At 70.0% G+C, this 19446-nt stretch carries 19 protein-coding genes; 8 read left to right on the top strand and 11 right to left on the bottom strand.

What is annotated here, in order from left to right; all coding sequences use genetic code 11:
* Window positions 1-3: 3 nt before the first annotated feature.
* Window positions 4-534, bottom strand: a complete 531-nt coding sequence (locus tag ACWCOV_RS18700; protein WP_449830529.1) for a DUF6912 family protein — start codon at window positions 532-534, stop codon at window positions 4-6.
* A complete protein-coding gene (locus ACWCOV_RS18705; RefSeq protein WP_449830530.1) occupies window positions 531-1997 on the bottom strand; it encodes a WS/DGAT/MGAT family O-acyltransferase in 1467 nt (488 codons plus the stop codon). The genes ACWCOV_RS18700 and ACWCOV_RS18705 overlap by 4 nt, the downstream gene beginning before the upstream one ends.
* A gap of 271 nt (window positions 1998-2268) precedes the next feature.
* Between ACWCOV_RS18705 and ACWCOV_RS18710 the strand changes: the two genes are divergently transcribed.
* The 3 genes from ACWCOV_RS18710 to ACWCOV_RS18720 are packed head-to-tail and all read left to right on the top strand — an operon-like array spanning window position 2269 to window position 4831.
* The gene (locus tag ACWCOV_RS18710) at window positions 2269-2760 is read left to right on the top strand and encodes a cupredoxin domain-containing protein (protein ID WP_449830531.1); all 492 of its coding nucleotides are present in this window, start codon (window positions 2269-2271) and stop codon (window positions 2758-2760) included.
* The gene (locus tag ACWCOV_RS18715; protein ID WP_449830532.1) at window positions 2757-4085 is read left to right on the top strand and encodes a hypothetical protein; all 1329 of its coding nucleotides are present in this window, start codon (window positions 2757-2759) and stop codon (window positions 4083-4085) included. The genes ACWCOV_RS18710 and ACWCOV_RS18715 overlap by 4 nt, the downstream gene beginning before the upstream one ends.
* Window positions 4085-4831 (top strand): nucleotidyltransferase domain-containing protein, encoded by a 747-nt coding sequence (locus ACWCOV_RS18720; RefSeq protein WP_449830533.1) that lies wholly within the window; start codon window positions 4085-4087, stop codon window positions 4829-4831. Before ACWCOV_RS18715 ends, ACWCOV_RS18720 begins: the two co-directional genes overlap by 1 nt.
* Here ACWCOV_RS18720 and ACWCOV_RS18725 read toward each other — a convergent pair.
* From ACWCOV_RS18725 to ACWCOV_RS18745, 5 genes are all read right to left on the bottom strand, one after another.
* On the bottom strand, window positions 4788-6017 hold the full coding sequence (locus tag ACWCOV_RS18725; RefSeq protein WP_449830534.1) for a glycosyltransferase 87 family protein: 1230 nt from the start codon (window positions 6015-6017) through the stop codon (window positions 4788-4790). The genes ACWCOV_RS18720 and ACWCOV_RS18725 overlap by 44 nt on opposite strands.
* Window positions 6018-6022: 5 nt before the next feature.
* Window positions 6023-6694 (bottom strand): HAD family hydrolase, encoded by a 672-nt coding sequence (locus ACWCOV_RS18730; RefSeq protein ID WP_449830535.1) that lies wholly within the window; start codon window positions 6692-6694, stop codon window positions 6023-6025.
* 364 nt (window positions 6695-7058) lie between these two features.
* Window positions 7059-7847, bottom strand: coding sequence for a DUF4097 family beta strand repeat-containing protein (locus ACWCOV_RS18735; protein ID WP_449830536.1), 789 nt, complete (start codon window positions 7845-7847; stop codon window positions 7059-7061).
* A 411-nt stretch (window positions 7848-8258) separates the two neighbouring features.
* The gene (locus ACWCOV_RS18740; RefSeq protein WP_449830537.1) at window positions 8259-9518 is read right to left on the bottom strand and encodes an AAA family ATPase; all 1260 of its coding nucleotides are present in this window, start codon (window positions 9516-9518) and stop codon (window positions 8259-8261) included.
* Window positions 9518-10177, bottom strand: a complete 660-nt coding sequence (locus ACWCOV_RS18745) for an SAF domain-containing protein (protein ID WP_449830538.1) — start codon at window positions 10175-10177, stop codon at window positions 9518-9520. The genes ACWCOV_RS18740 and ACWCOV_RS18745 overlap by 1 nt, the downstream gene beginning before the upstream one ends.
* Window positions 10178-10347: 170 nt before the next feature.
* Here ACWCOV_RS18745 and ACWCOV_RS18750 point away from each other — a divergent pair, with 170 nt between their 5' ends.
* Window positions 10348-10596 (top strand): helix-turn-helix domain-containing protein, encoded by a 249-nt coding sequence (locus ACWCOV_RS18750; RefSeq protein WP_360534796.1) that lies wholly within the window; start codon window positions 10348-10350, stop codon window positions 10594-10596.
* Between the two features lie 14 nt (window positions 10597-10610).
* Here ACWCOV_RS18750 and ACWCOV_RS18755 read toward each other — a convergent pair whose 3' ends face one another.
* The gene (locus ACWCOV_RS18755; protein WP_449830539.1) at window positions 10611-11156 is read right to left on the bottom strand and encodes a hypothetical protein; all 546 of its coding nucleotides are present in this window, start codon (window positions 11154-11156) and stop codon (window positions 10611-10613) included.
* Between the two features lie 157 nt (window positions 11157-11313).
* Between ACWCOV_RS18755 and ACWCOV_RS18760 the strand changes: the two genes are divergently transcribed.
* Window positions 11314-12630 (top strand): LysM peptidoglycan-binding domain-containing protein, encoded by a 1317-nt coding sequence (locus tag ACWCOV_RS18760; protein ID WP_449830540.1) that lies wholly within the window; start codon window positions 11314-11316, stop codon window positions 12628-12630.
* Window positions 12631-12817: 187 nt separating this feature from the next.
* Complete coding sequence (locus ACWCOV_RS18765) at window positions 12818-13519, top strand: Rv3235 family protein (protein WP_449830596.1); 702 nt, start codon at window positions 12818-12820, stop codon at window positions 13517-13519.
* Between the two features lie 770 nt (window positions 13520-14289).
* Here the strand turns inward: ACWCOV_RS18765 and ACWCOV_RS18770 are convergent.
* Window positions 14290-14646 carry a YciI family protein gene (locus ACWCOV_RS18770; RefSeq protein ID WP_449830541.1) on the bottom strand — a complete coding sequence of 119 codons (357 nt, stop codon included), beginning with the start codon at window positions 14644-14646 and terminating at the stop codon, window positions 14290-14292.
* A 65-nt stretch (window positions 14647-14711) separates the two neighbouring features.
* On the opposite strand from ACWCOV_RS18770, the gene ACWCOV_RS18775 reads away from it, so the two are divergent.
* Window positions 14712-15416 carry a helix-turn-helix domain-containing protein gene (locus tag ACWCOV_RS18775; protein WP_449830542.1) on the top strand — a complete coding sequence of 235 codons (705 nt, stop codon included), beginning with the start codon at window positions 14712-14714 and terminating at the stop codon, window positions 15414-15416.
* A gap of 18 nt (window positions 15417-15434) precedes the next feature.
* A complete protein-coding gene (locus ACWCOV_RS18780; RefSeq protein WP_449830543.1) occupies window positions 15435-16457 on the top strand; it encodes an aminoglycoside phosphotransferase family protein in 1023 nt (340 codons plus the stop codon).
* On the opposite strand, the gene ACWCOV_RS18785 is transcribed toward ACWCOV_RS18780, so the two are convergent.
* Entirely contained in the window at window positions 16441-18381 is a 1941-nt protein-coding gene (locus tag ACWCOV_RS18785) for a hypothetical protein (RefSeq protein WP_449830544.1), read from the bottom strand. The genes ACWCOV_RS18780 and ACWCOV_RS18785 overlap by 17 nt on opposite strands.
* Complete coding sequence (locus ACWCOV_RS18790) at window positions 18381-19439, bottom strand: glycoside hydrolase family 130 protein (protein WP_449830545.1); 1059 nt, start codon at window positions 19437-19439, stop codon at window positions 18381-18383. Before ACWCOV_RS18790 ends, ACWCOV_RS18785 begins: the two co-directional genes overlap by 1 nt.
* Between the last annotated feature and the right edge of the window lie 7 nt (window positions 19440-19446).

The raw sequence follows: 19446 nt of genomic DNA on the forward strand, positions 1-19446 counted from the left end.
TGGTCAGCTCGAGCCGTTCCGCCCGCCGCGCGGCCCCTCCGCCGCCAGCAGATCGGGAATCTCCTGCGTCGCGTACCACATCAGGTCTTCACCCTCGCACGAATCGAGGGCGAACACCGCGTCGTCGTCACCGTTCTGGGCCGCGTCCCAGAGGTCGGCGGCCTTCCCGACCACCGCCGCCGCGTCGGGCGCGTCCATGTGCACCGCGGCCACCGTGGACCACGGGACCACCACGTTGAGCTCCAGCCGGGCGTCGCCCAGCTCGACCGTGCCGTCCGCCGGCGGGATCGCGCTCACCTCGCAGGCGATCACCACCCGCCTCCGGGCAGTCTCCGGATCGGCGGCCAGCAGTCCCACCGAAGCACGGGCCGCCTGCGCCATCGCGGCGTACTCCAGCTCCTCGTCGTCGCCCTCGGCGTACCACTCCCGCAGCGCCGGGGTGACCGCGTACGCCGTCAGCGGCGGCGGGCCGAACTCGCCGGCGTGGCAGGCCTCGTCGAGCGCCCGCAGCGTGGATGGGAGGTAGATCCTCATGAGCCCGCCTTCTTCGTTGTGCTGCGGGGGTTCTTCCGGCCCCGGGAGGCCCGGTTCCGGCTGCCCCTGGTGGTCTCGAGCAGCTCGTCCAGGGCGTCGGTCACACATTGGGCGAAAACGGCCAGGTCGGGCATCGCGGTGCGGTCCGCGTTCAGCCCGAACGACACCTTCCCGTCGTACGACGTGACGCCGACGGACAACCCCTGGCCGGGCATCAGCGGAACCACCGGGTACGACGCCAGCATCGGGGCGCCCTGCGCGTACAACGGGAACTGCGGACCGGGCACGTTGGTGATGACCACGTCGTCGATCGGCCGGACCGTGGTGGTCGCGACCCGGGCGGCGAGCGCGTGCAGCGTGGTCGGCGCGAACCCGGCGATGCCGACCAGCGAGCGGGCGCTGACCGCGCGGCCGGTGTCCTTGTGCACCTTGGTCTGGTACGAGATCTGGTGCAGCCGCATGACCGGCGAGTTCTCGCCGACCGGGAGGTTCACGGTCGAGGCGATCACGCTGGACCCGAGCGAGGTCGGCTCCTCGTCCTCGTCGTCGCGGATGCTGACCGGCACCACGGCCCGGACGCTGCGGGTCGGCCCGACGCCCTCACCGCGGGTCATCATCCAGGCCCGGAAGGCGCCCGCGACCACGGCCAGGATCACGTCGTTCACCGTTCCGCCGTGCATCGCGCGGACGGTCCGGTAGTCCTCCAGGTCGGTCTGCACGGTCGTGAACCGGCGCTGGCCGGAGGTCTTCACGTGCAGTGAGCTCTCCTGCGCGTGCCGCTGCGCGGCCAGCGAGCCGACCACGCCGCCGAGCACCTCGCGGACCGAGGTGGACCCGGTCAGGCTGGCCATCTCGGCCCGGGCCAGCTCCAGGACGGCCGTCGGGTGCCGGGTGGCGTCCGCGAACACGCCGGCGAGCAGCTCCAGCGCGGACGGCGGGTGGGCCGGCTGCCAGGTGTCGGTCGGCGTCTCCCGCGGGAGCGCGGTCGAGTCCAGCACGACCTGGCCGATGTCGACCGTACTGTTGCCGTCGACAAGGGCCTGGTGGGACTTGGAGATGATCGCGAACCGGTCGCCCTGCAGGCCCTCGACCAGGTACATCTCCCACAGCGGGCGGGCCCGGTCCAGCCGGCGGGACATGATCCGGGCGACCAGCTCCAGCAGCTGCGCGTGCGTCCCCGGTCGCGGCAGGGCGGAGCGCCGTACGTGGAAGGTGATGTCGAACTCTTCGTCGTCCACCCAGACCGGGCCGGCGAACCGGCCGGGCACCTGCTGGACCCGCTGCCGGTACCGCGGCACGAAGGCGATCCGGTCCCGGATCAGCGCCACCAGGCTCTCGTAGTCGAACCCGTCGTCACCGTGCACCGGCGGCTCGAAGATGTCGACCGTCCCGACGTGCATCGGGGTGGCCGGCGACTCGGCCTTGAGGAAGGTGAGGTCCAGCGACGTCAGCCGGTCCGGCATCGGGTCACCTTCCTCTCAGTCGATCAGCTTGTCTGGTCACCCTAGCCCGCGCCGCCGACAGAGCGTGCCGTGTCGGATGTCACCCGAGTGACTGCGGTGTCCAGGCGCGAGGTGCGTGCCTGGGCGCCGCAGGCGCCGGGTGCCATCCGACACGGCACGCCAGGCTGCGACACTGGCTCAACGGGAACACTGAGGTATCGGTGTTCGTCAGGCAAGAGGGTGTGTCCCGCACCCCGAGAACTGAACAGACCCTTGAAAGGCCCCTCGACCGATGCGTACGACGCTCACTCGCGGCACCGCCACCGCTCTCCTCCCCGCCCTGGCCGTGCTGGTCCTGGCCGGCTGCGGGAACGAAACCGACAGCGGCGCGAGTCCGAGCACGACCCCGTCGGCGACCGCGCCCTCCAGCACCCCGACCGACCTGCCGACGATGACCGAGACGCCGGGCAAGCCGAACCCCAGCAGCCCGTCGAACACCGCCGACCCGTCCGGTGAGCAGGCCGACGTGACCATCAACGTCACCGTTGCCAACGGCAAGGTCAACCCGAGCGGCGCGTCCATCAAGGTGACGGCCGGCCAGACCGTGCTGGTGACCGCGATCAGCGACGCGGCCGACGAGGTGCACATCCACGGCTACGACAAGGAGCTCCCGCTGACCCCGGGCAAGCCCGCGTCGGTCAAGTTCACCGCGAACATGAAGGGCACCTTCGAGATCGAGACGCACGAAAGCGGCAAACTGGTCGCCAAGCTCGTCGTCTCGTGATCACTCAGCTGCTCCCGCTGCACGGGATCGGTGGCCGGCAGGACCTGCCGATCCCGTTCGGCCTGGCCGTCGGCGGCGCCGCGGTCGCGATCGCGTTGTCGTTCGTCGTCCTCGCGCTGGCCTGGCGGAACCCGAAGTACCGCGGCAACGCCTCCGGGAAGCCGTTGCCGGCCGCAATCACGCGGACCGTCGACGCGAGCTGGTTCCGCTGGATCGTCCGGCTCGTCGGCCTGGCGACCTTCCTCTACGCGATGGTCGCGCTGCTGTTCGGCGTGGACCGGCTGACCAACCCGATCTTCGGCTTCGTCTACATCCTGGTCTGGGTCGGGCTGGTGCCGATCTCGCTCCTGCTCGGCCCGGTCTGGCGCACCCTGAACCCGCTGCGGACCGTCCACCTGCTGCTGTGCAAGGCGCTCCGCCAGCCCCCGTCGAAGGGCCTGCTCGTCCTCCCGCCGTGGCTAGGCCTCTGGCCGGCGACGCTGGGCATCTTCGCCTTCACCTGGCTCGAGCTCGTCGCCCCGGACCGGGCCACCATCCCGGTGCTCCAGGCGTGGATCGCGCTGTACGTCGTGATCATGCTGTTCGGCGCGATCCTGTTCGGCGACCGCTGGTTCTCGACCGGCGACCCGTTCGAGGTCTACGCGACCCTGATGGCCCGGTTGTCGCCGTGGGGCCGCCGGACCGACGGAGTGCTGGTGGTCCGCCGCCCGCTGGAGAACCTGGACGGCCTGAAGCCGCAGCCCGGACTCGTCGGCATGGTGTCCGCCCTGCTCGGCTCCACGGCGTACGACGGCTTCTCGAACTCGTCGGCGTGGATCGGCTGGGCGCAGAACACCGACTACTCGATGACGTTGCTCGGCACGCTGGCGCTGATCGCCTTCATCCTGTTCGTGCTGGTGACGTACTCGGGCGCCACGCTGCTGGCCGGGCGGCTGTCGCACAGCTCGCGCCGGGCGCTCCCCGGGCTGTTCGCACACTCCCTCGTACCGATCGCCCTCGGGTACGTCGTCGCCCACTACCTGACCCTGTTCATACTCGAGGGACAGCGGACGCTCATCTACCTGAGTGACCCGCTCAGCAACGGGGCGAACGTGTTCGGCACCGGCTTGCTCGCGGTGAACACCGGCATCACCAACCACAGCGGGACGATCGCGGTCCTCCAGGTGCTGGCGGTGGTCTGTGGTCACCTGATGGGCGTCATCTCGGCTCACGACCGTGCTGTCGCGCTCTTCCCGCGGAACAAGGCTCTGGCCGGGCAGGTGCCGTTGCTGGTCGTCATGGTCGGCTACACCACGGGCGGTCTGCTCCTGCTGTTCTCTACGTGATGTACACGGCTGCGGAGCGGGAGGAACTGCGGGACGAGCTGGTGGCAGCGGCCCGGGCGGACGAGCGTGTCGCCGGCGCTGCGCTGACTGGCTCGGCTGCGCTGGGCACTGAGGACGAGTGGTCCGATGTGGACCTTGCTCTTGGATTGACGGCTGGTGCGTCGCAGGACGCCGTACTGGCTGACTGGACTGACCGCATGTACACGTCGTACGGCGCTGTGCACCACACGGACGTGTGGTCGCGGGACACGGTCTATCGGGTGTTCCTGCTGGGGTCCACGTTGCAGGTGGACATTGCCTTTGCGCCGGCGGGCTCGTTCGGTGCGGTTGGGCCTAGCTTCCGCCTGCTGTTCGGCGAGGCTGTCGAGCAGCCGGCGTGGGGTGATCCCGCTGCCGTAGACCTGGTCGGCATGGGATGGCTGTACGCGTTGCATGCGCGGTCCAGCATCGCGCGGGGCAAGGTGTGGCAGGCGGAGTACATGATCAGTGGCGTCCGGGACCACGTGCTGATGCTGGCCTGCTTGCGGCACGGTGTCCCGCACTCACAGGGGCGCGGCCTTCACCTGTTGCCCTCCGCCACCACTGCTCCGGTGGAGGCGACGCTGGTGCGGGCGCTGGAGCCTGCTGAGCTCCAGCGTGCGTTTCGAGCGAGTGTCGACGTACTGCTGGCTGAGGCCGCGTACGTCGACGCCGAGCTGGCTGTCAGGCTCGCTCGGCCGTTGCGGGCGTTGCTGGAGACGGCTTAGGCAGGCTCCGGCTGGTGACCGCCAGGACGATGAACGCGATCATGCCGAGGATCAGGTGTGAGTTGCCGGGGATGGACTGCCAGAACGTCCAGTCCAGCTCACGGTCGTCGCGGAACGGCACCCACCAGATCGACCGCAGGACGAACAGGCCGTAGAACAGCACACCGGTCACCACTGCCGGGTTGAGGCCCCAGACCCGGTTGACCGCGCGGATCAGGCTCACGCCGAGCGGGATGATCCAGACCCAGTGGTGGCTCCAGGTGACCGGCGACGCGTACAGGACGGCCAGGGCCATCACGGAGATCGCGGTGACCCGCTCGTCGGCGAGCCAGTACCGCCGGGCCATCCACAGCACCAGCAGGCCGAACACGGCCGAGAGCAGGAACCACGTGGGCTGCACCCAGCCCGCGTCGTTCCCCAGCCGGTGCAGGAAGCCGTTGAACGACTGGTTGCCGGTGTACGCGAGGCCGCCGACCCGGTTGGCGTCGAGGATCACCTCGGTCCAGTACCGCCAGGACTGGTTCGGCACGATCACGAACCCGACCGCCATCGTCGCCAGCAGACCCAGTACGGCGTTCCGCAGCGCCCGCCACTGCTTCGTGACCACGAGCAGCGCCAGGAACGGCAGCGGGGTCAGCTTGACGCCGATCGCCACACCCAGCCAGAAGCCCCGCAGCCGCGCGTCCTGCGGCCGGACCAGGTCCAGCAGGATCATTGCGGTCAGCAACAGGTTGATCTGGCCGAACTGGATCGTCTGCCAGACCGGTTCGAGCAGCAGCGACAGCGCGGTGAGAGCGACCAGCACGGCGGTGCGCTTGCGCTGCGTGAAGAACGACCAGGCCGTCTTCGGCAGGCTGGTCCGCCAGAGCGCGGTGATGCAGAGCACCGACAGCGTGGTCCACACCACCAGCGCGACACCCCACGGCACGGCGGCCAGCGGCACCATCGCGATCGCGGCGAACGGCGGGTAGGTGAACGGCAGACCTGAGCCCGGCAGCTTGGCGTCGTACAGCGAACCGCCGTCGAGCAGCACCGAGCCGCCCATCCGGTACACACGGAGGTCGATCATGCCGCCGAACAAGCCGTAGGCCCAGGCGCCGAGCGCCACCAGGGCGGCGCAGGCGACGACCCCGATGACGATGCGGCGTGAGACGAGCAGGCGGGACGCAGGGGAGGAGGTGGACATCACGGTCACGTCAGGTCGACTCCGAACAGGGATTGCAGCGCACTCAGGGTGTCGTCGTACGAGGTGTGCAGGACGCCGGTCATGCCGAGGGCCTTCGCGCCCTCGACGTTGAGCTCGAGGTCGTCGACCAAGACGCACTGCTCGGGCTTGAGGTCCAGCCGGCGGGCCGCCAGCAGGAAGATCTCCGGCTCGGGTTTGCGCAGCCCGACCTCACCGGAGATGACGATGTCGTCGAACATGCCGTCCCAGGTGTCGCGCGGGTAGGTGTTGCCCCAGGAGTTCGACAGCAGCGCGGTCCGGATCCCGTGCTGGCGGGCCCGGCGGACCAGCGCGGACATCGCCGGCTGGTGCTCGAAGTGCGCGAACATCCGCTCGATCAGACCCTCCGGGGGGACCGGGGAACCGTCGTGGCGGACCAGGATCGAGGCGAGCTTGCGCTCGAAGTCGGGGACCGCGAGCTGGCCGCGCTCGAGCGCGTGGATCGGGTTCAGCTCGGCCTCCGCGACGGCCTCGGCGGGGCTCTCCGCGGGCAGCCAGGCCATCACGGCCTGCACGTACGAGTCGAAGTCGAACCCGTCCACCTCGGCCCACCGCCGCAGCGCATCCTCCAGCCCGGAGGTCAGCACACCGCCCCAGTCCACCAGCAACCCACGCGGCACACCCGCCTCCACCAACATGCCCGCAAGCCTACTCAGCACAAACCGCAGCTAACCCTCACGACCCTCCCCCTAACTCCCCGTAACCACCCGCACCACCCCACAGGCGGGCTATCCACCCGCAGCCGAGCACCCCAGCCAGCAGCCAGCCGCCGGCACCCCACCCCCTGCATCCCCCGCAAGGGTGCGATCCGTCCACAGCAGAGCACCGGCCCCAGCCGCCAACTGCCGGCACCCCGCACTTTCACCCCGCAGGGGGTGAGTGGTTGTACTCGATGGTTACGTCGCCGAAGGGCGCCCTCACCCGCGCCCTCCTACCTCCCGCACACCCCGCAGAGGTGCGCTCCGAGGACCACCGCCCTTGTTACCCCTCACAGGGGTGTGGTCAGTGGTTGTACTCGATGGTTACGTCGCCGGAGGAGGTTTTGGCGTCGATGGTGCGGGTGGCGGACGGGTCGCTGCGGATGTTCGCGGTCTCGTCGCCCGAGGAGGTGTCGGTGTCCAGCTTGTACGTCTCGGTCCCGGACGGGAGCCGGATCGTCACGTCACCCGAGCTCGCCTCGGCGTCCACCGACTGCGGCGCGGAGGTGAAGTCCAGCTCGGTGCTCCCCGAACTGCTCTGCGTGCTCACCGTCGTCGCGCTCAGCCCCCGCGCCTCCAGGTCGCCCGAGCTCGACTCCAGCCACAGCGATCCCCCGACGTCATGCGCCTCGATGCTGCCCGAGCTCGACTTCAGGTTCGCCCCACCCGGCAGCCCGGACACCTTGATGTCGCCGCTGGAACTCTCGACGGTCAGCTTGACGTCCTTGGGCACGGTCAGGATGTAGTTCGTGTCGCACCCGAACGACAGGAACCCGCAGCCGCTGTCCCGCAGCTGCAACTTCCCGTCCTCGTAGTCCTCCTTCGGGTCCGACCCGAACACGTTGCGCTCGAACGTCCGCTCGACCTTGACGTCCGGCCCGTCCCCGGACCGCACCTCGACGTCCACCGAGGTCGTCTGGATGGTCAGCGAGTCGCCCGCAACCGGGTAGCTGTCCTGGGTCGTCTTGCTCTCCTCGGTCAGCCCGGTCAGCGCCCAGTAGACCCCACCCAGAATGAGCGCCACGGAGATGGCGATCCCGTACCGCCGCTCCGTACTCATCGTGCCGGCCGGCCGGCCCTGAACCTCGGACATGCGTTCCCCTAGGTGCGTTGACTACTCCCCAACCCTGGCACATCCCCATCCCCGTGTCGGTGGGGTTTCCCCCCAATTCCCCACCGACCCAACCCTGACCCAGGCACTCCCCGGGCGTCGCCCACCCGCTCCGTCCAGCAGCAGGTCCCGCGCGGGGTTCCGGACCGCCAACACCGGCAACGACGCGGGGAGCGCCCCGATGCGTTGAGGGCGGCGATGGGTGCGGCCGCAGGAGTTGTGGCTCGACCGCGGCCTCCACGTCCCCGGGGAGCATTGCCTCCCCCGCGGCCACCAACGTCCCCAGGGGCGCTCCGCCTCCCCGGCCACGACTACCCGGGGAGCTCCGCCTCCCCCGCGGCCACCACTCCGCTGGGCAGCTCCGCCTCCCCAGGCAGATCCGCCTCCCCAGGGTCAGAGGTCTTTGGTGACGGTGCCGGCCAGCTGTTGGAGAGACTTACGGAGCTTGCTGGACTTGGCGGCCTCGGCCAGGCTGCGGCCGCGGGAGATCGCGGCATCCACCGCCGCTTGGTCGAATGGGAGCAGCGCCGCGGCCTCAACCCCCGCGTACCTACCGAGCGCCTCGGCGATCGCGTCGGACGGCGAGCCACCGAGCGGACCCGACCGCACCCGGTTCACCACCACCCGTGTACTGACCGACGGCACGACCGACCGCAGCTCGTGGATCGCCCGGATCAACCGCGTGAGGCCGACCGGGTCCGCCGTACCGACGACGACCACCTCGTCAGCCTCCTCGAGCGTCGCCAGCGTCGCGCCATTACGGCGCGGTGCCAGCGAATCGAAGGAGATCTCCTCGTCGGTCTCGATGCAGAACCCGACGTCCACCACAGTGCACGGCGCAAGCATCCGGGCTGTCGACCATACCGACTCGATCGCGGCCGGCCGGAGCTCCGTCCAGCGGTCCGCCCGACTCAGCCCGGTCAGCACCAGCAGATGCGGCTCGACCTGCCGCGCATGCTTCGCGAGCATCGCCATGTCCAGCGCGCCACTCGCCGCCGAGCGCGCCGCGGCCGCCAGCCCCGACGTCTCATCGAGCATCCCGAGCTGCTGCGCGACCGTCCCGCCGTACACGTCGGCATCCGCCAGCAACGTCGGCACGCCCTTCACCGCGAGCTCACACGCGAGGCCGACGGCAACCGTCGTCCGACCCGGTGCACCCGTCGGCCCCCAGACCGCGATCATCCGGCCGCTGCCCTGGTTGTAGACCGGCGGCGGCTGACCCGTCATCTCAGGCGTCGTCGGCACGAATCCACCGGCGAAGTGCGACACCGACATCGGCGGACCGGACTCGACCGCGTCGGTGATCGCCCGGCCGAGATCCTCCGGACTGACGTCGGCCGGCAGGATGCGCTCGATCCCCATCCGGCTCAGCCTGTCCTCGGTGCCGAAGGGCTCCCCGTTCTCGGTCGGGTCGACCAGCGCGACCACCGCGATCCGGCGGGCATGCAGCGCGGCGACTGCGTCGGACGTGAGCCTGGGCAGGTCGTCGGCGAGCAGGACCGCCCGCGCCTGCCCACTCGCGGCTGCGGCCATCACGTCGGCGATGTCGACACATCGCCGTACCACTCGAATCCCGGGCGCGCGCTCGGCCCGCCGTACGACGTCTGCCTCCCACGGAGCCCCGGTCACGGCCAGGAGGACTGGTACCGACATCAGTTGCCTCGCCTCACGAGGACCGGCTCTCCTGTGCTCATCGCGGACAGCGCGGCCGGCAGTCGTGGCAGGTCGTTCGGCGCCAACCCGACCAGGACCTGCCTGCGGGCCGATCCACCCGCGACACCTTTCACCGCGTCGGCCTGGAGCACCCGGACCTTTGCCCAGAGCAACTTTGCCTGCGCGGCGTCCTTCGGGACCACCCAGATGTCGACGTCGTCACCGGCGGCGATGTCGGACGGCAGGCGTCCGGTCGCGACCGACAGCGGCAGCTCGGTGCGGTCGTTGTCCGACTCGGAGACAGCCGCTTCCCGAGGCACGAACTCGCCCGCGTCGACCGCGCGGGTGACGACAAGGCCCTTCAGGTCCGCGTCGGCAGCGACATACCGCCCCGCGTCCTCGCCGTTGGTGAACCGCACCCGCGCGGTCGTCAGGTCGTCACCGGTCAGCTTGGTCCCGGCCGCCAAGTCGCGTTTGGCCGCCCAGATCGTCGTGGTGTCGTCGGCGGACGAGAGCAGCTTGGCGCCGGCCAGCGCGGTGATCGCGACGAGCAGCACGCCGAGCACTAGCCGGCCGTCCTTCCACCGGGCCCGCCGGTTGCGCTGCGCCGGGACGGACGGCGCCCCGAACCCGGTACCGCGCACTGCTGTGTCGACCACGTCGAACTCCCCAGTCAATCGATCGCCATCGGAGCCGACATTGTGCCGTGTCCGGGCACCACACCGTGAACGGATATCCACAGGCTGTCAGCCTGGGGACAAACGGGATCGTCCGATCGCCAACCATGGCAAACTGAAGGAACCAGCCACTACGTGAAGGAGTAGACCGGATGCCGACTCCGCGCTTCCTCCAGCTCGCCGACGTCGCAGAGGTGCTCAACATCTCCGCGAACCAGGTGTATGCCCTGGTCCGCCGCGGTGACATCCCCGCGGTGAAGATCGGCGGGCGCGGGCAGTGGCGGGTCGAGGCGAGCGAGCTGGAGAAGTACATCGAGCGGCTCTACACCGAGACACGCGAGTTCATCGACGCGCACCCGTTCGGCGAGGACGCCGAGCAGTCGGAGGACGTGCACAACTAGGGGGGCGCTTTCGACTAGCGTCGTCGTACCGCACAGAGCGCCTGGGTCGGCACCAGGCGCACGTTGTAGACCTCGGTCCGCCGCCGTGGCGCGTCCAGCGGATGCTCCGCGAGCTCCAGGAAGTCCGCCCCGACCCGGTCGATCGTCCCGGTGACCGGAGCCCCGCCGCAGAACAGCGCCACCGGTGAGCGGTCGCGCGCGATCCCCCGCAGCAGGTGCGTCAGGCCGAGCTTGCCTGCCACTGCTCCGACTGCCGGCTCGGCCCACGGTCCCAGCCGATGTACGGCGACCAGCGCGGCGACCGGGATCAGCCACTCCTCGGCCCGCTCGGCCTCGATCAGCAGGCAGTCCTTCCCGACCCGGGTGAGCTGACCCTGCACAGGATCGGCGTTCGTCAGCTCCACGCGGACGACGGTGTCGACGGCACCGCGCAGGCGGTCGAGCACGGTGATCTTGCCGACCTCGGCGCGGATCCGGTCGGCGACTTCGCCGTACAGATCCCCCTCCTGGAGCGCCTCGAACTGCGACTCCAGATCCGCGAACAACGCATCCCACCGCATGGCGGCGAACCTACCCGATCCTGCTCACCTTCCGTGCGCCGAGCCGACGCTGCGTGACATTTCCACTTGCGAACCGGGCGCATTACCGGTCTATAGTGATCAAGCTGAGGCAAACTCAAGCAAACTCATAGATCAGAGGCTAAGCGGGGTGAATGTGATGATCCGAGGACTCAAGGGTCTGCTCGCTGTGGCGACGCTGGCCGGCCTCGGCCTGGCATTGCGCTGGATGACGGCCGGTTCGTACGGCGCAGCCACCAGCCACGACCTCGACTCACTGACCGTCCTGGCGGTCGCAACAGTCGCCTGGATCGCCTACGCCTGGCTCGCCCTGGCCGTGGCGACGACCGTCCTGGAACAGCTCCCAGGCGCCCTAGGCACCGCCGCCTCGGCCCTGGCCGCCCGCCTCACCACCCAAACCGCCCGAACCCTCCTCCGCACAACCCTCGGCCTGGCCGCCGCAACCCCCATGACCCTCGCCCCGGCCCACGCCACCCCCATCAACCACCCGTGGACCGAGCCCCGCTCGACCCTCCAACCCACAGCCGCCGCCGACCACCCCGGCAACCCGACTGCTGACAACCGACGCCCCACCGAACCCCGCTCCACCCTGCTGACCGGCAGCCAGCCGACACACCCGCTGGTCAACCGGGACTTCTCCGGCACACCGGACAGCGCAAGCTCACGCACAACCGAGCCCGCCTCCACCACCCTCACCGGCACAACACCGAGCATCCGGCCGACGCATCGCTTGGACGCTCCACTTGCGTCCAGCCCGGACGCGACAACCTGGCGCACCACCGAGCCGCCGTCCACCATCCGCCTGACCGGCACAGACGCACCCACGAGCCCCGCGCAGGACGCCCCACGCCGGGTCGATAACCCGCAGGACGTACGTCGGGCGCCCAGCCCGCAGGACAAGCGTCTGGTCGCCAGCCCGCAGGACGGACGTCAGGTCACCGACCCGCAGGACGTACGTCGGGCTGCTCGATCGCAGGAGCCAGTCGCCCGAGACGCTCGGCCGCAGCACGACGTACCCGGGGATGCTCGGTCGGCGAACGCCGTACCCCGGGATGCTCGGCCGGAGAACGCAGTACCGCGGGATGCTCGTTCCCAGGACGTACGGCGGGCTGCTCGTCCCCGTGATGTGCCGGGTGGGGGGCGGGTGCGGGTTGGGGTGCCGGATCGGCCTACTGCGGGGGCTGCGGTTCGGTATACGGATCTGCGGTCGGGGCAGCCGGTGCGGGTGCCTCGTCGGGTCGTCGTAAAGGCCGGCGACACGCTGTGGAGCATCGCCGCGGCCGAGCTCGGCCCAGACGCCACCCCGCAGGACATCGCCTCTCGTTGGCCGGCCTGGTACGCCGCCAACCGCCAGCTGATCGGGCCCGACCCCGACCTGATTCGTCCCGGCCAGGTGCTGCGCATCCCGCCGCCCGCAACCGGCAACCCCGTGCCGCCCACCCACCAGGAGAAGTGACATGAGCCAGCAAAACCTCCCTGCGGCCCAACGCCCGGATCAGACCGGCCCGACGTTGACCCAGGTCCCACCCCTCGCCGAGCCCGCACACGCCAGCCTGGCCGACGTGGCAACCCCACGCCTCCGCGCGGTCGAGGTCGACGCGTCGCTGCACGCCGTACCACCAACCGTCCGCCACGCCGGGGCCATGCCCGCCAACACCCTCGCCCTCCGGCACCAAGCACTCAAGCGCGTCGGCATCGCCCCCACGATCCGCACCACCGACGAGCCCACCCCTGAGCCGCCCACCCTCACCGTTGCTCCTAACCCGGCAGACGGGACGCCGGACACAGGCTGTACGACGCTTGAGCCCGAAACCCCGGCACCGGGGAGCTCGGAGGCCAACCGCTCGCAGGACACGGCTGACCCGACGACAGCATCACAGCGCACCCTCGCAACTGCAGCGGCGCCTACCGAGCGAGCGCTGAGTCTTGCGCCCGCACTAGATGCTCCAACCTCCTCGAGTGCTGGCGGTGAGGCGATTGGCCACACGCGGGGTCATGGCGGGCCGGGGGTGCCGGATGTTCGGGTTTGGGGTGGGCGGTTGGCGCAGGCCGTTTCTGAGGTGCTGGCTGGGGATCGGCCGATCTCGCAGTTGGTGCGGTTTACGGATGATGCCGTGTTTGCTGAGTTGAATCGGCGGGTCCGGGTGCTTGGGATGACGACGACGGCTACGGGGCGTGGGGCGAAGGAACGTAGTGCGGTTCGGTCGGTTCGGGTTTGTTGTCCGGCGAAGGATGTTGCCGAGGTGGCTGCTCATGTTAGGCACGGATATCGGTCGCGTGCGATCGCGCTCCGGCTGGAGATTCGCCGCAACCGCTGGGTCTGCACCGCCTTAGAGCTCGGCTGACCTCGCCCTTGGGTCCGCCGGTAGGCGGATGACGCGGTTAGCTGCGTTTCCACAGGGATCGGACGCGTGTCCACAGGTGCTGGGTGGGGTGGGTCTGCGGTGGGCGGATGTCGACGGCTGCGGGTGCGGGTGGATGGTTGCTGGGGCTGAGCTGCCGGGTGGCGGCTGGTGTGGTTGACGCGGCCGACGGCAGGACGGTGGTTGAGGGCCACTCGCTGCTGTGTCGCGCGAGCGGTGGTGCGGAGACTGGTGGAGGTGTGGGGTTGATGGCTGCGGCGCGTTGGCCTGCGGCGGCTAGTTCTCGGGCGGCTTGTTGGGCTATTGACTGGGTGGGCGGGGCCGGCTGGGCCGGCGGCGCCCCAGTGGTCGCCGGGCAGCCGGTGGTCAGGTGGGCTGGAGTCAGCGCGGTGTTCTTTGGCATTCGTTCCCCCGAACGACGATGACCGATCCATCGATCGATTCGGCCAACGTACGCCGACGTCTGCCGCAACTGGATGACAGCAACAGCACGATCGGATTGCGCTCCCCGCACCGGACGTCCACGCGGTACGAGGGCCACACGCCGGGCGCCGGACGCCAGGCGGCACGAGCAAGCTGCACCACCAGCGCCCGAGGCAAGACGGCACGCGGCGGCTGCACCACCAGTGCCCGACGCCAGACGGCACGCGGCGGCTGCACCACCAGTGCCCGACGCCAGACGGCACGAAGAGGCTGCACCACCAGCACCGGACGCCGGGGGGCGCGAGGGGGCTGCGGGGTGGGTGTTGTGGCTAGTCGGTGGTTGCTTCGGTGGTGGATCTGGGTGGGTGGACCTTGGTGAAGTGGAGGTTGCCGGTGGGCATCAGCCAGGTCATGACGTTGACGGCCAGGCGGCCGGCTTGGACTGCGGGGTCGGCTTCGGCGTGGGCGCGGGCGGTTGCCTGGTCTACGGACCAGATGGAGAAGCCTCGGTAGCGTTCGTCGTCCTGGTCGGTGAGGGGGCCGCGGGCCAGGACCAGGCCGCGGTCCTGCATGTCGGCGCCGTGGGCCAGGTGGCGGTCCTGGAGGGCGGTCGCTTCGGCGTCGGTCATCACGGGGGCGTCCGGCCGCAGCGTCAGCAGGATCACGGTGTACCGGTCGAACTGCATCCTCCGACGCTAGCTGAACGGTGTGCAGGTGTGGAATTGTCGGTGCCGGGTTACAGACTGGGGACGTGACTGAGTTCGAGCCGTATCGGGAGCGTCCCGCGCGGGTGCCGGGAGCGGCTTTGTGGACGCGTACGGCGGAAGGCGGCGAGTATCGCGTCCTGCCGGACGGCTGCATGGACCTCCTCCTCATGGACGACCAACTGGTCATCGCGGGGCCGGACAGTCGCGCGTGGGTCGGTTCGGCGGAGGCGGGCACGCGGTACGCCGGGATCCGCTTCGCACCGGGGACGGCTCCGCGGTTCCTCGGCGTACCGGCGAAGGAGCTCCTCAACGAGCGCGTGCCGCTGGCGGACCTCTGGTCTCCGGCGCGGAGCCGGCGGCTGGCGGATCAGGTGCGGTTGGCGGAGGTCCCGGAGTTGGCGCTGGAGCAGGCGGTGGCCGACCTGATCAAGGAGCCACCGGACCGCCTGATCACGCAGGTACTGCGAGCTGTCCGAAGCGGGATGCTTCGCGGCGGCGCCGGCGTGCTCTCGCTCGCCGGAAGCGTCGGCCTGAGCGAGCGGCAACTACACCGCAGGTGCCTGCATGCGTTCGGCTACGGCCCGAAGATGCTCGACCGCGTGCTGCGGATGAACGTCGCGCTCGATCACGCCCGGACCGGGCTCGCGCTCGCCGACGTCGCCGTACTCACCGGGTACGCCGACCAAGCCCACTTCACGCGGGACGTGAAAGCACTCACCGGACTGCCACCGCGCCTCCTGCTCAGCTGAGTGCCACCATGGCTACCTGTGAGTGAGATCAGTACGGCGACTCTGCGGCACAACCCACTCAATGCGGTGACCGAGACCGTCGAGCGGGTGTCGTACGCGGACGGGCGCTCGGTGGTCCGGAAGGTACTGCGGAAGCCGACGACGTCGACGGGGCCGTGGGCCGCGTCGGACAATCCGCGGCACTGGAACTACTGGCGTCGCGAGGTCGAGGTCTACCGGGACGACGAGCTACGCCAGCAGCTCGCCGCCGCCGGCCTGGTGCTACCGGACGCGGACGTCGTCGAGCACGCGGACAGCGCCGTACTCACGATGGAGGACATCCAAGGCACGCCCGGGACCGAGCTGAACCTGGCTGGGCATGCCACGCTCGCGCGTGCCGTGGGTCGGTGGCAGGGCCGGCCGCCAACCCACCGGCCGTGGACGTCAGTCGGCTTCCTGCGGGACTACTCGACGACTCGGGACGTGCCATGGGAGCTGGTCGACGACGACGCGGCCTGGCAGCAGCCGCTGATCGCTGACACATGGTCGGCCCAGCTGCGCGCGAGCTGGAACCACCTGCTTGCCCATCGCAACGAGTTGCTCGAGCTCACGACGCGGTTGCCGCGGGCCCGTTGCCATCTCGACCTGTGGGTGTCCAACGTCATTCAGCGGCCGACCGGCGAGCTCGCGTTACTCGACTGGGCGTTCACGGGTGACGGCGCACTGGGTGAGGACATCGGCAACCACATCCCGGACGCCGTGTTCGACCTGTTCTGGCCGGCCGAACGGCTGCCCGAGCTGGCCGAGACCTGCATCGACAACTACCTCGAAGGCCTGCGCGAAGCCGGCTGGCGAGGCGAACCCGATCAGGTTCGCCTCGCCGCGATGGCGTCCGGCGTCAAGTACGCCTGGCTTCTCCCCCGCCTGCTCGCCACCGCCTCCCACACGTCCCACAACGCCTACCACCAGCAAGCCGACAGCCACCACCTCTTCCAGCAACGCGGCCAGGCGCTGGCCTTCGTCGCCGACTGGTGCGCCGAAGCGCTCAGAGCACGACCGTGAAACCGCCCGGCTGGACGAGGACACTAACGGTCCCACCAGCCAGTTGGCGTCGCGAGTGCAGAGTGCCCTGGGCCGTGTAGCTGTAGGCGGTGGCGCCCGCCCTGCTGCGCACCGAGAAGGTCCGCGGATGCGGATCGACGCTGGAGAGCAGCACGGCCGAACCCAGTTGCAAGGTGCTGATGCTGGGTATGAGCAGCAGCGCGTCGATCTGAGCCGTGCCTGACGTGGACTCCGCCTGCAGAGTCGTGGCGTACGGCGGAAGCGGCCGAGCCAGCGTGATCGGCTGGAGCACGCCCGGGGCCGCGGAGATGCCTTGCGGACCAGGAGCGCTGTGGTCGATAGTGCCCAGGGCTGACGAGCCGGTGGTCCAACTCGTCGTGCCGGGGTCGAGGAGGTTGACGACCGGGAGCACCAAACGCGGCTGCGCCGACGGCTCCAACGTCCACACAGCAGAGGACCCGGCAGTCAACGAGACGTAGGAGCCATTGCTCCACTGGGATTCGCCGGTCCACGCGGACGGCGGTGTGACGACAGCGCCGCCGGTGGCCGACTCACCTTCGACGACCTGCAGACCCGAGCGGGCAAGCGGGCCGGCACCCAGCACCCGCGCGAGGTGGGCGAGGGCCGGGTCGGCGTCGAGGGCGAGCATGGAGAGTTGGCCGTGGATGGTGGACTCGGCGCCGGAGTTCCGGTTGATCACACCGTCGCCGGAGATCCCGTCGTACGTGCGCCCCGTCGCCGGGTCGTACATGGCTTCGCCGGCCCGATTCGCCCCGAAGTACCAAGCCGCGACAAACGCAGCGACCTGCCGAGTCCCAGCCAGCCCGACCGCCAGCAAGCCCTGCAGCCGAGCGTCGACGCCGTAGGCGATCTGAGTACGGTCGATCGGCGCCGGCAGCCAGCCGTTGTCAGGCCCACCCGCAGTCAGCAGCAACGGAGTGAACCCAGCCGTATCCCCAACCGCAGGCCCAACCGGAGTGCCCACCACAGACGCCGCAGCAGCCAACGCCGACGGCATCTGCGCGCCCCACGCATGCCAGACCGCAATCGACTCACCCCACGGCAGCAGCGCACGGAACGGCCACTCGCGCGTGGACCCGGCACTGAGCGCAGCGATCCCCGAAGCGAACTGCGTCAACGCCCGCCGAGCCCGCGCTGACCCACCAGCACGCACGTACGCCGCCAGCCCGAGCACAGCCTCCGACGTCGCGTCAGCACCGTTCACGATCAGCCATGCAGGCACCCGGCGACCGTCGACGATGTGCCACTCGCCGTACCGAACCAGCACCTGCCGCTCCAGCGCAGCAATGGCCAACTCGAGCCGATCACGCAGGAACTCGGCAAAACCACGGTCCACCCGGCGGAAGGCGGCGTACCCCTCCCCCAGCGCCCAGACCGTACGAGCGAGCCAGTACGACGGCCCGGAGTCCGACGGGTCCGGCAGCTCGACTGGCTCCGCGGTGGGGTTGAGCGTCCCGTCCGGCTGCATCCACAGGACGACGTTGCCGTTGGGCGACTGCAGATAGGTCAGACCGCGGAGCAGATCCCGCGCAACGTCGAGCCGACGACTGCGCAGGTAGACCACGGCCGCACGCGAGATGTCGTCCGCGTTGAAGGCGCCCTGACCGTAGGTGTCGGTCACCGGGTCGTACGTCCCGCCGCCGATCCGCTTGTACGTGCCGTCGGCCTGCCGGTCCGCGTAGGTCCACAGCACGCCCAAAGGCCCGGAGCCGTAGGTGCTGTGACCAGGGGTGGCCGGCGGCGTGACCGTCGTACGCAGGAAGTCGAGATGCGCGAGATTGGTCAGCCGGCCGGAAGCCGAGGCCGGCACCGAGGAGGCCGGCACCGAGGAGGCCGGCACCGAGCCTGTGGACGCAGCGCCCAGGGCGAGGGCGCCGCCGAGGACGGTTCGGCGGCGGATCATCATGACACCCGGTCCAGTCTGGCCACACCGATGGCCGCGTCGGCCATTCCGTAGAAGACGTAGCGCACTCCCTCGACCTCCTCGATGGCCGTTGGGAACACCACGTTCCCGACGGTCCCGATCCGCTCCTCGTCGGTCTCCGGCACGAGCATCGGCTCCTCGGTCCGGGCGATCACCTTGGTCACGTCGGACGCGTCGAGCAGCAGCGCGCCGGCCGCGTAGCTGACCTTCTGCGTCGTCGGGTCGAAGCCCTGCGGCTGCTCGCCGGTCACGCCGTGGTGGATCACCAGCCAGCCCTCGGGCACTCGCAGCGGCGCCGGTCCGGCGCCGATCTTGAGTTCCTCGAACGGGTACTCCGACATCGCGACGAGCCGGTGATGCCGTAGGTGCACGAGGTTCCGGACGTCGCGCTCGACGTCGGCGACGGGCACGAACGACACCCAGATCCCGGGCCGGTCGTCCTTGATGCCCGCGGGCAGGTGCACCCCTTCGCCTTCGCGGAACCAGCCGAGGTCCCACATCGGACGGTGGAGCATCGCGTACGACGGCTCACCGTCCGGACCCGTGACCGGTTCGGGGAAGAACACGGTGTCCTTGTTGGGGAACAGGTTCAGGTCGGTGTCGAGATCGGGCTGGTACTCGAAGTGCAGCGGCCCGAGCCGCTCCCAGGACCGCAGGTCGACCGACGTGGCGAGGGCGGGTTTCGGGCCGAGCGGGCCGTAGGCGACGTACGTCATCACGTGGGTGCCGAGCGACGGGATCCAGGTCACCCGCGGGTCCTCGACGCCGGCGTTGTTCAGGCCGCGCTCCCAGCCCTCGTCGGGAGCCAGTACGACGCCTTCGCGCCGGACGCCGGCCGGGACGCCGTCGGCCAGCTCGACCTCGGCCAGGCCGACCCGGGACACGTTGCCCGGAGCAACCAGTCGCGGCAGCAGGTACAGCTTGCCGTCCGGGGTGTGGCCGGTGGCCGGGTTCAGCACCCCTTCGGCCTCGAGCTCGTTGCCGGGCTCGGGCGTCATCAGCAGGCCGACACGGGTAAGGGTGTAGGGAACAGTCACAGCAGCA

This window comes from Kribbella sp. NPDC002412, assembly GCF_053592935.1.

What these genes read in the sequence shown, in the direction of transcription:
- ACWCOV_RS18700 (WP_449830529.1), bottom strand. Translation starts at nt 534, where the DNA reads ATGAGGATCTACCTCCCATCCACGCTGCGGGCGCTCGACGAGGCCTGC.
- ACWCOV_RS18705 (WP_449830530.1), bottom strand. Translation starts at nt 1,997, where the DNA reads ATGCCGGACCGGCTGACGTCGCTGGACCTCACCTTCCTCAAGGCCGAG.
- ACWCOV_RS18710 (WP_449830531.1), top strand. Translation starts at nt 2,269, where the DNA reads ATGCGTACGACGCTCACTCGCGGCACCGCCACCGCTCTCCTCCCCGCC.
- ACWCOV_RS18720 (WP_449830533.1), top strand. Translation starts at nt 4,085, where the DNA reads ATGTACACGGCTGCGGAGCGGGAGGAACTGCGGGACGAGCTGGTGGCA.
- ACWCOV_RS18725 (WP_449830534.1), bottom strand. Translation starts at nt 6,017, where the DNA reads ATGTCCACCTCCTCCCCTGCGTCCCGCCTGCTCGTCTCACGCCGCATC.
- ACWCOV_RS18730 (WP_449830535.1), bottom strand. Translation starts at nt 6,694, where the DNA reads ATGTTGGTGGAGGCGGGTGTGCCGCGTGGGTTGCTGGTGGACTGGGGC.
- ACWCOV_RS18735 (WP_449830536.1), bottom strand. Translation starts at nt 7,847, where the DNA reads ATGTCCGAGGTTCAGGGCCGGCCGGCCGGCACGATGAGTACGGAGCGG.
- ACWCOV_RS18740 (WP_449830537.1), bottom strand. Translation starts at nt 9,518, where the DNA reads ATGTCGGTACCAGTCCTCCTGGCCGTGACCGGGGCTCCGTGGGAGGCA.
- ACWCOV_RS18750 (WP_360534796.1), top strand. Translation starts at nt 10,348, where the DNA reads ATGCCGACTCCGCGCTTCCTCCAGCTCGCCGACGTCGCAGAGGTGCTC.
- ACWCOV_RS18755 (WP_449830539.1), bottom strand. Translation starts at nt 11,156, where the DNA reads ATGCGGTGGGATGCGTTGTTCGCGGATCTGGAGTCGCAGTTCGAGGCG.
- ACWCOV_RS18760 (WP_449830540.1), top strand. Translation starts at nt 11,314, where the DNA reads ATGATCCGAGGACTCAAGGGTCTGCTCGCTGTGGCGACGCTGGCCGGC.
- ACWCOV_RS18765 (WP_449830596.1), top strand. Translation starts at nt 12,818, where the DNA reads ATGCCCGCCAACACCCTCGCCCTCCGGCACCAAGCACTCAAGCGCGTC.
- ACWCOV_RS18770 (WP_449830541.1), bottom strand. Translation starts at nt 14,646, where the DNA reads ATGCAGTTCGACCGGTACACCGTGATCCTGCTGACGCTGCGGCCGGAC.
- ACWCOV_RS18785 (WP_449830544.1), bottom strand. Translation starts at nt 18,381, where the DNA reads ATGATCCGCCGCCGAACCGTCCTCGGCGGCGCCCTCGCCCTGGGCGCT.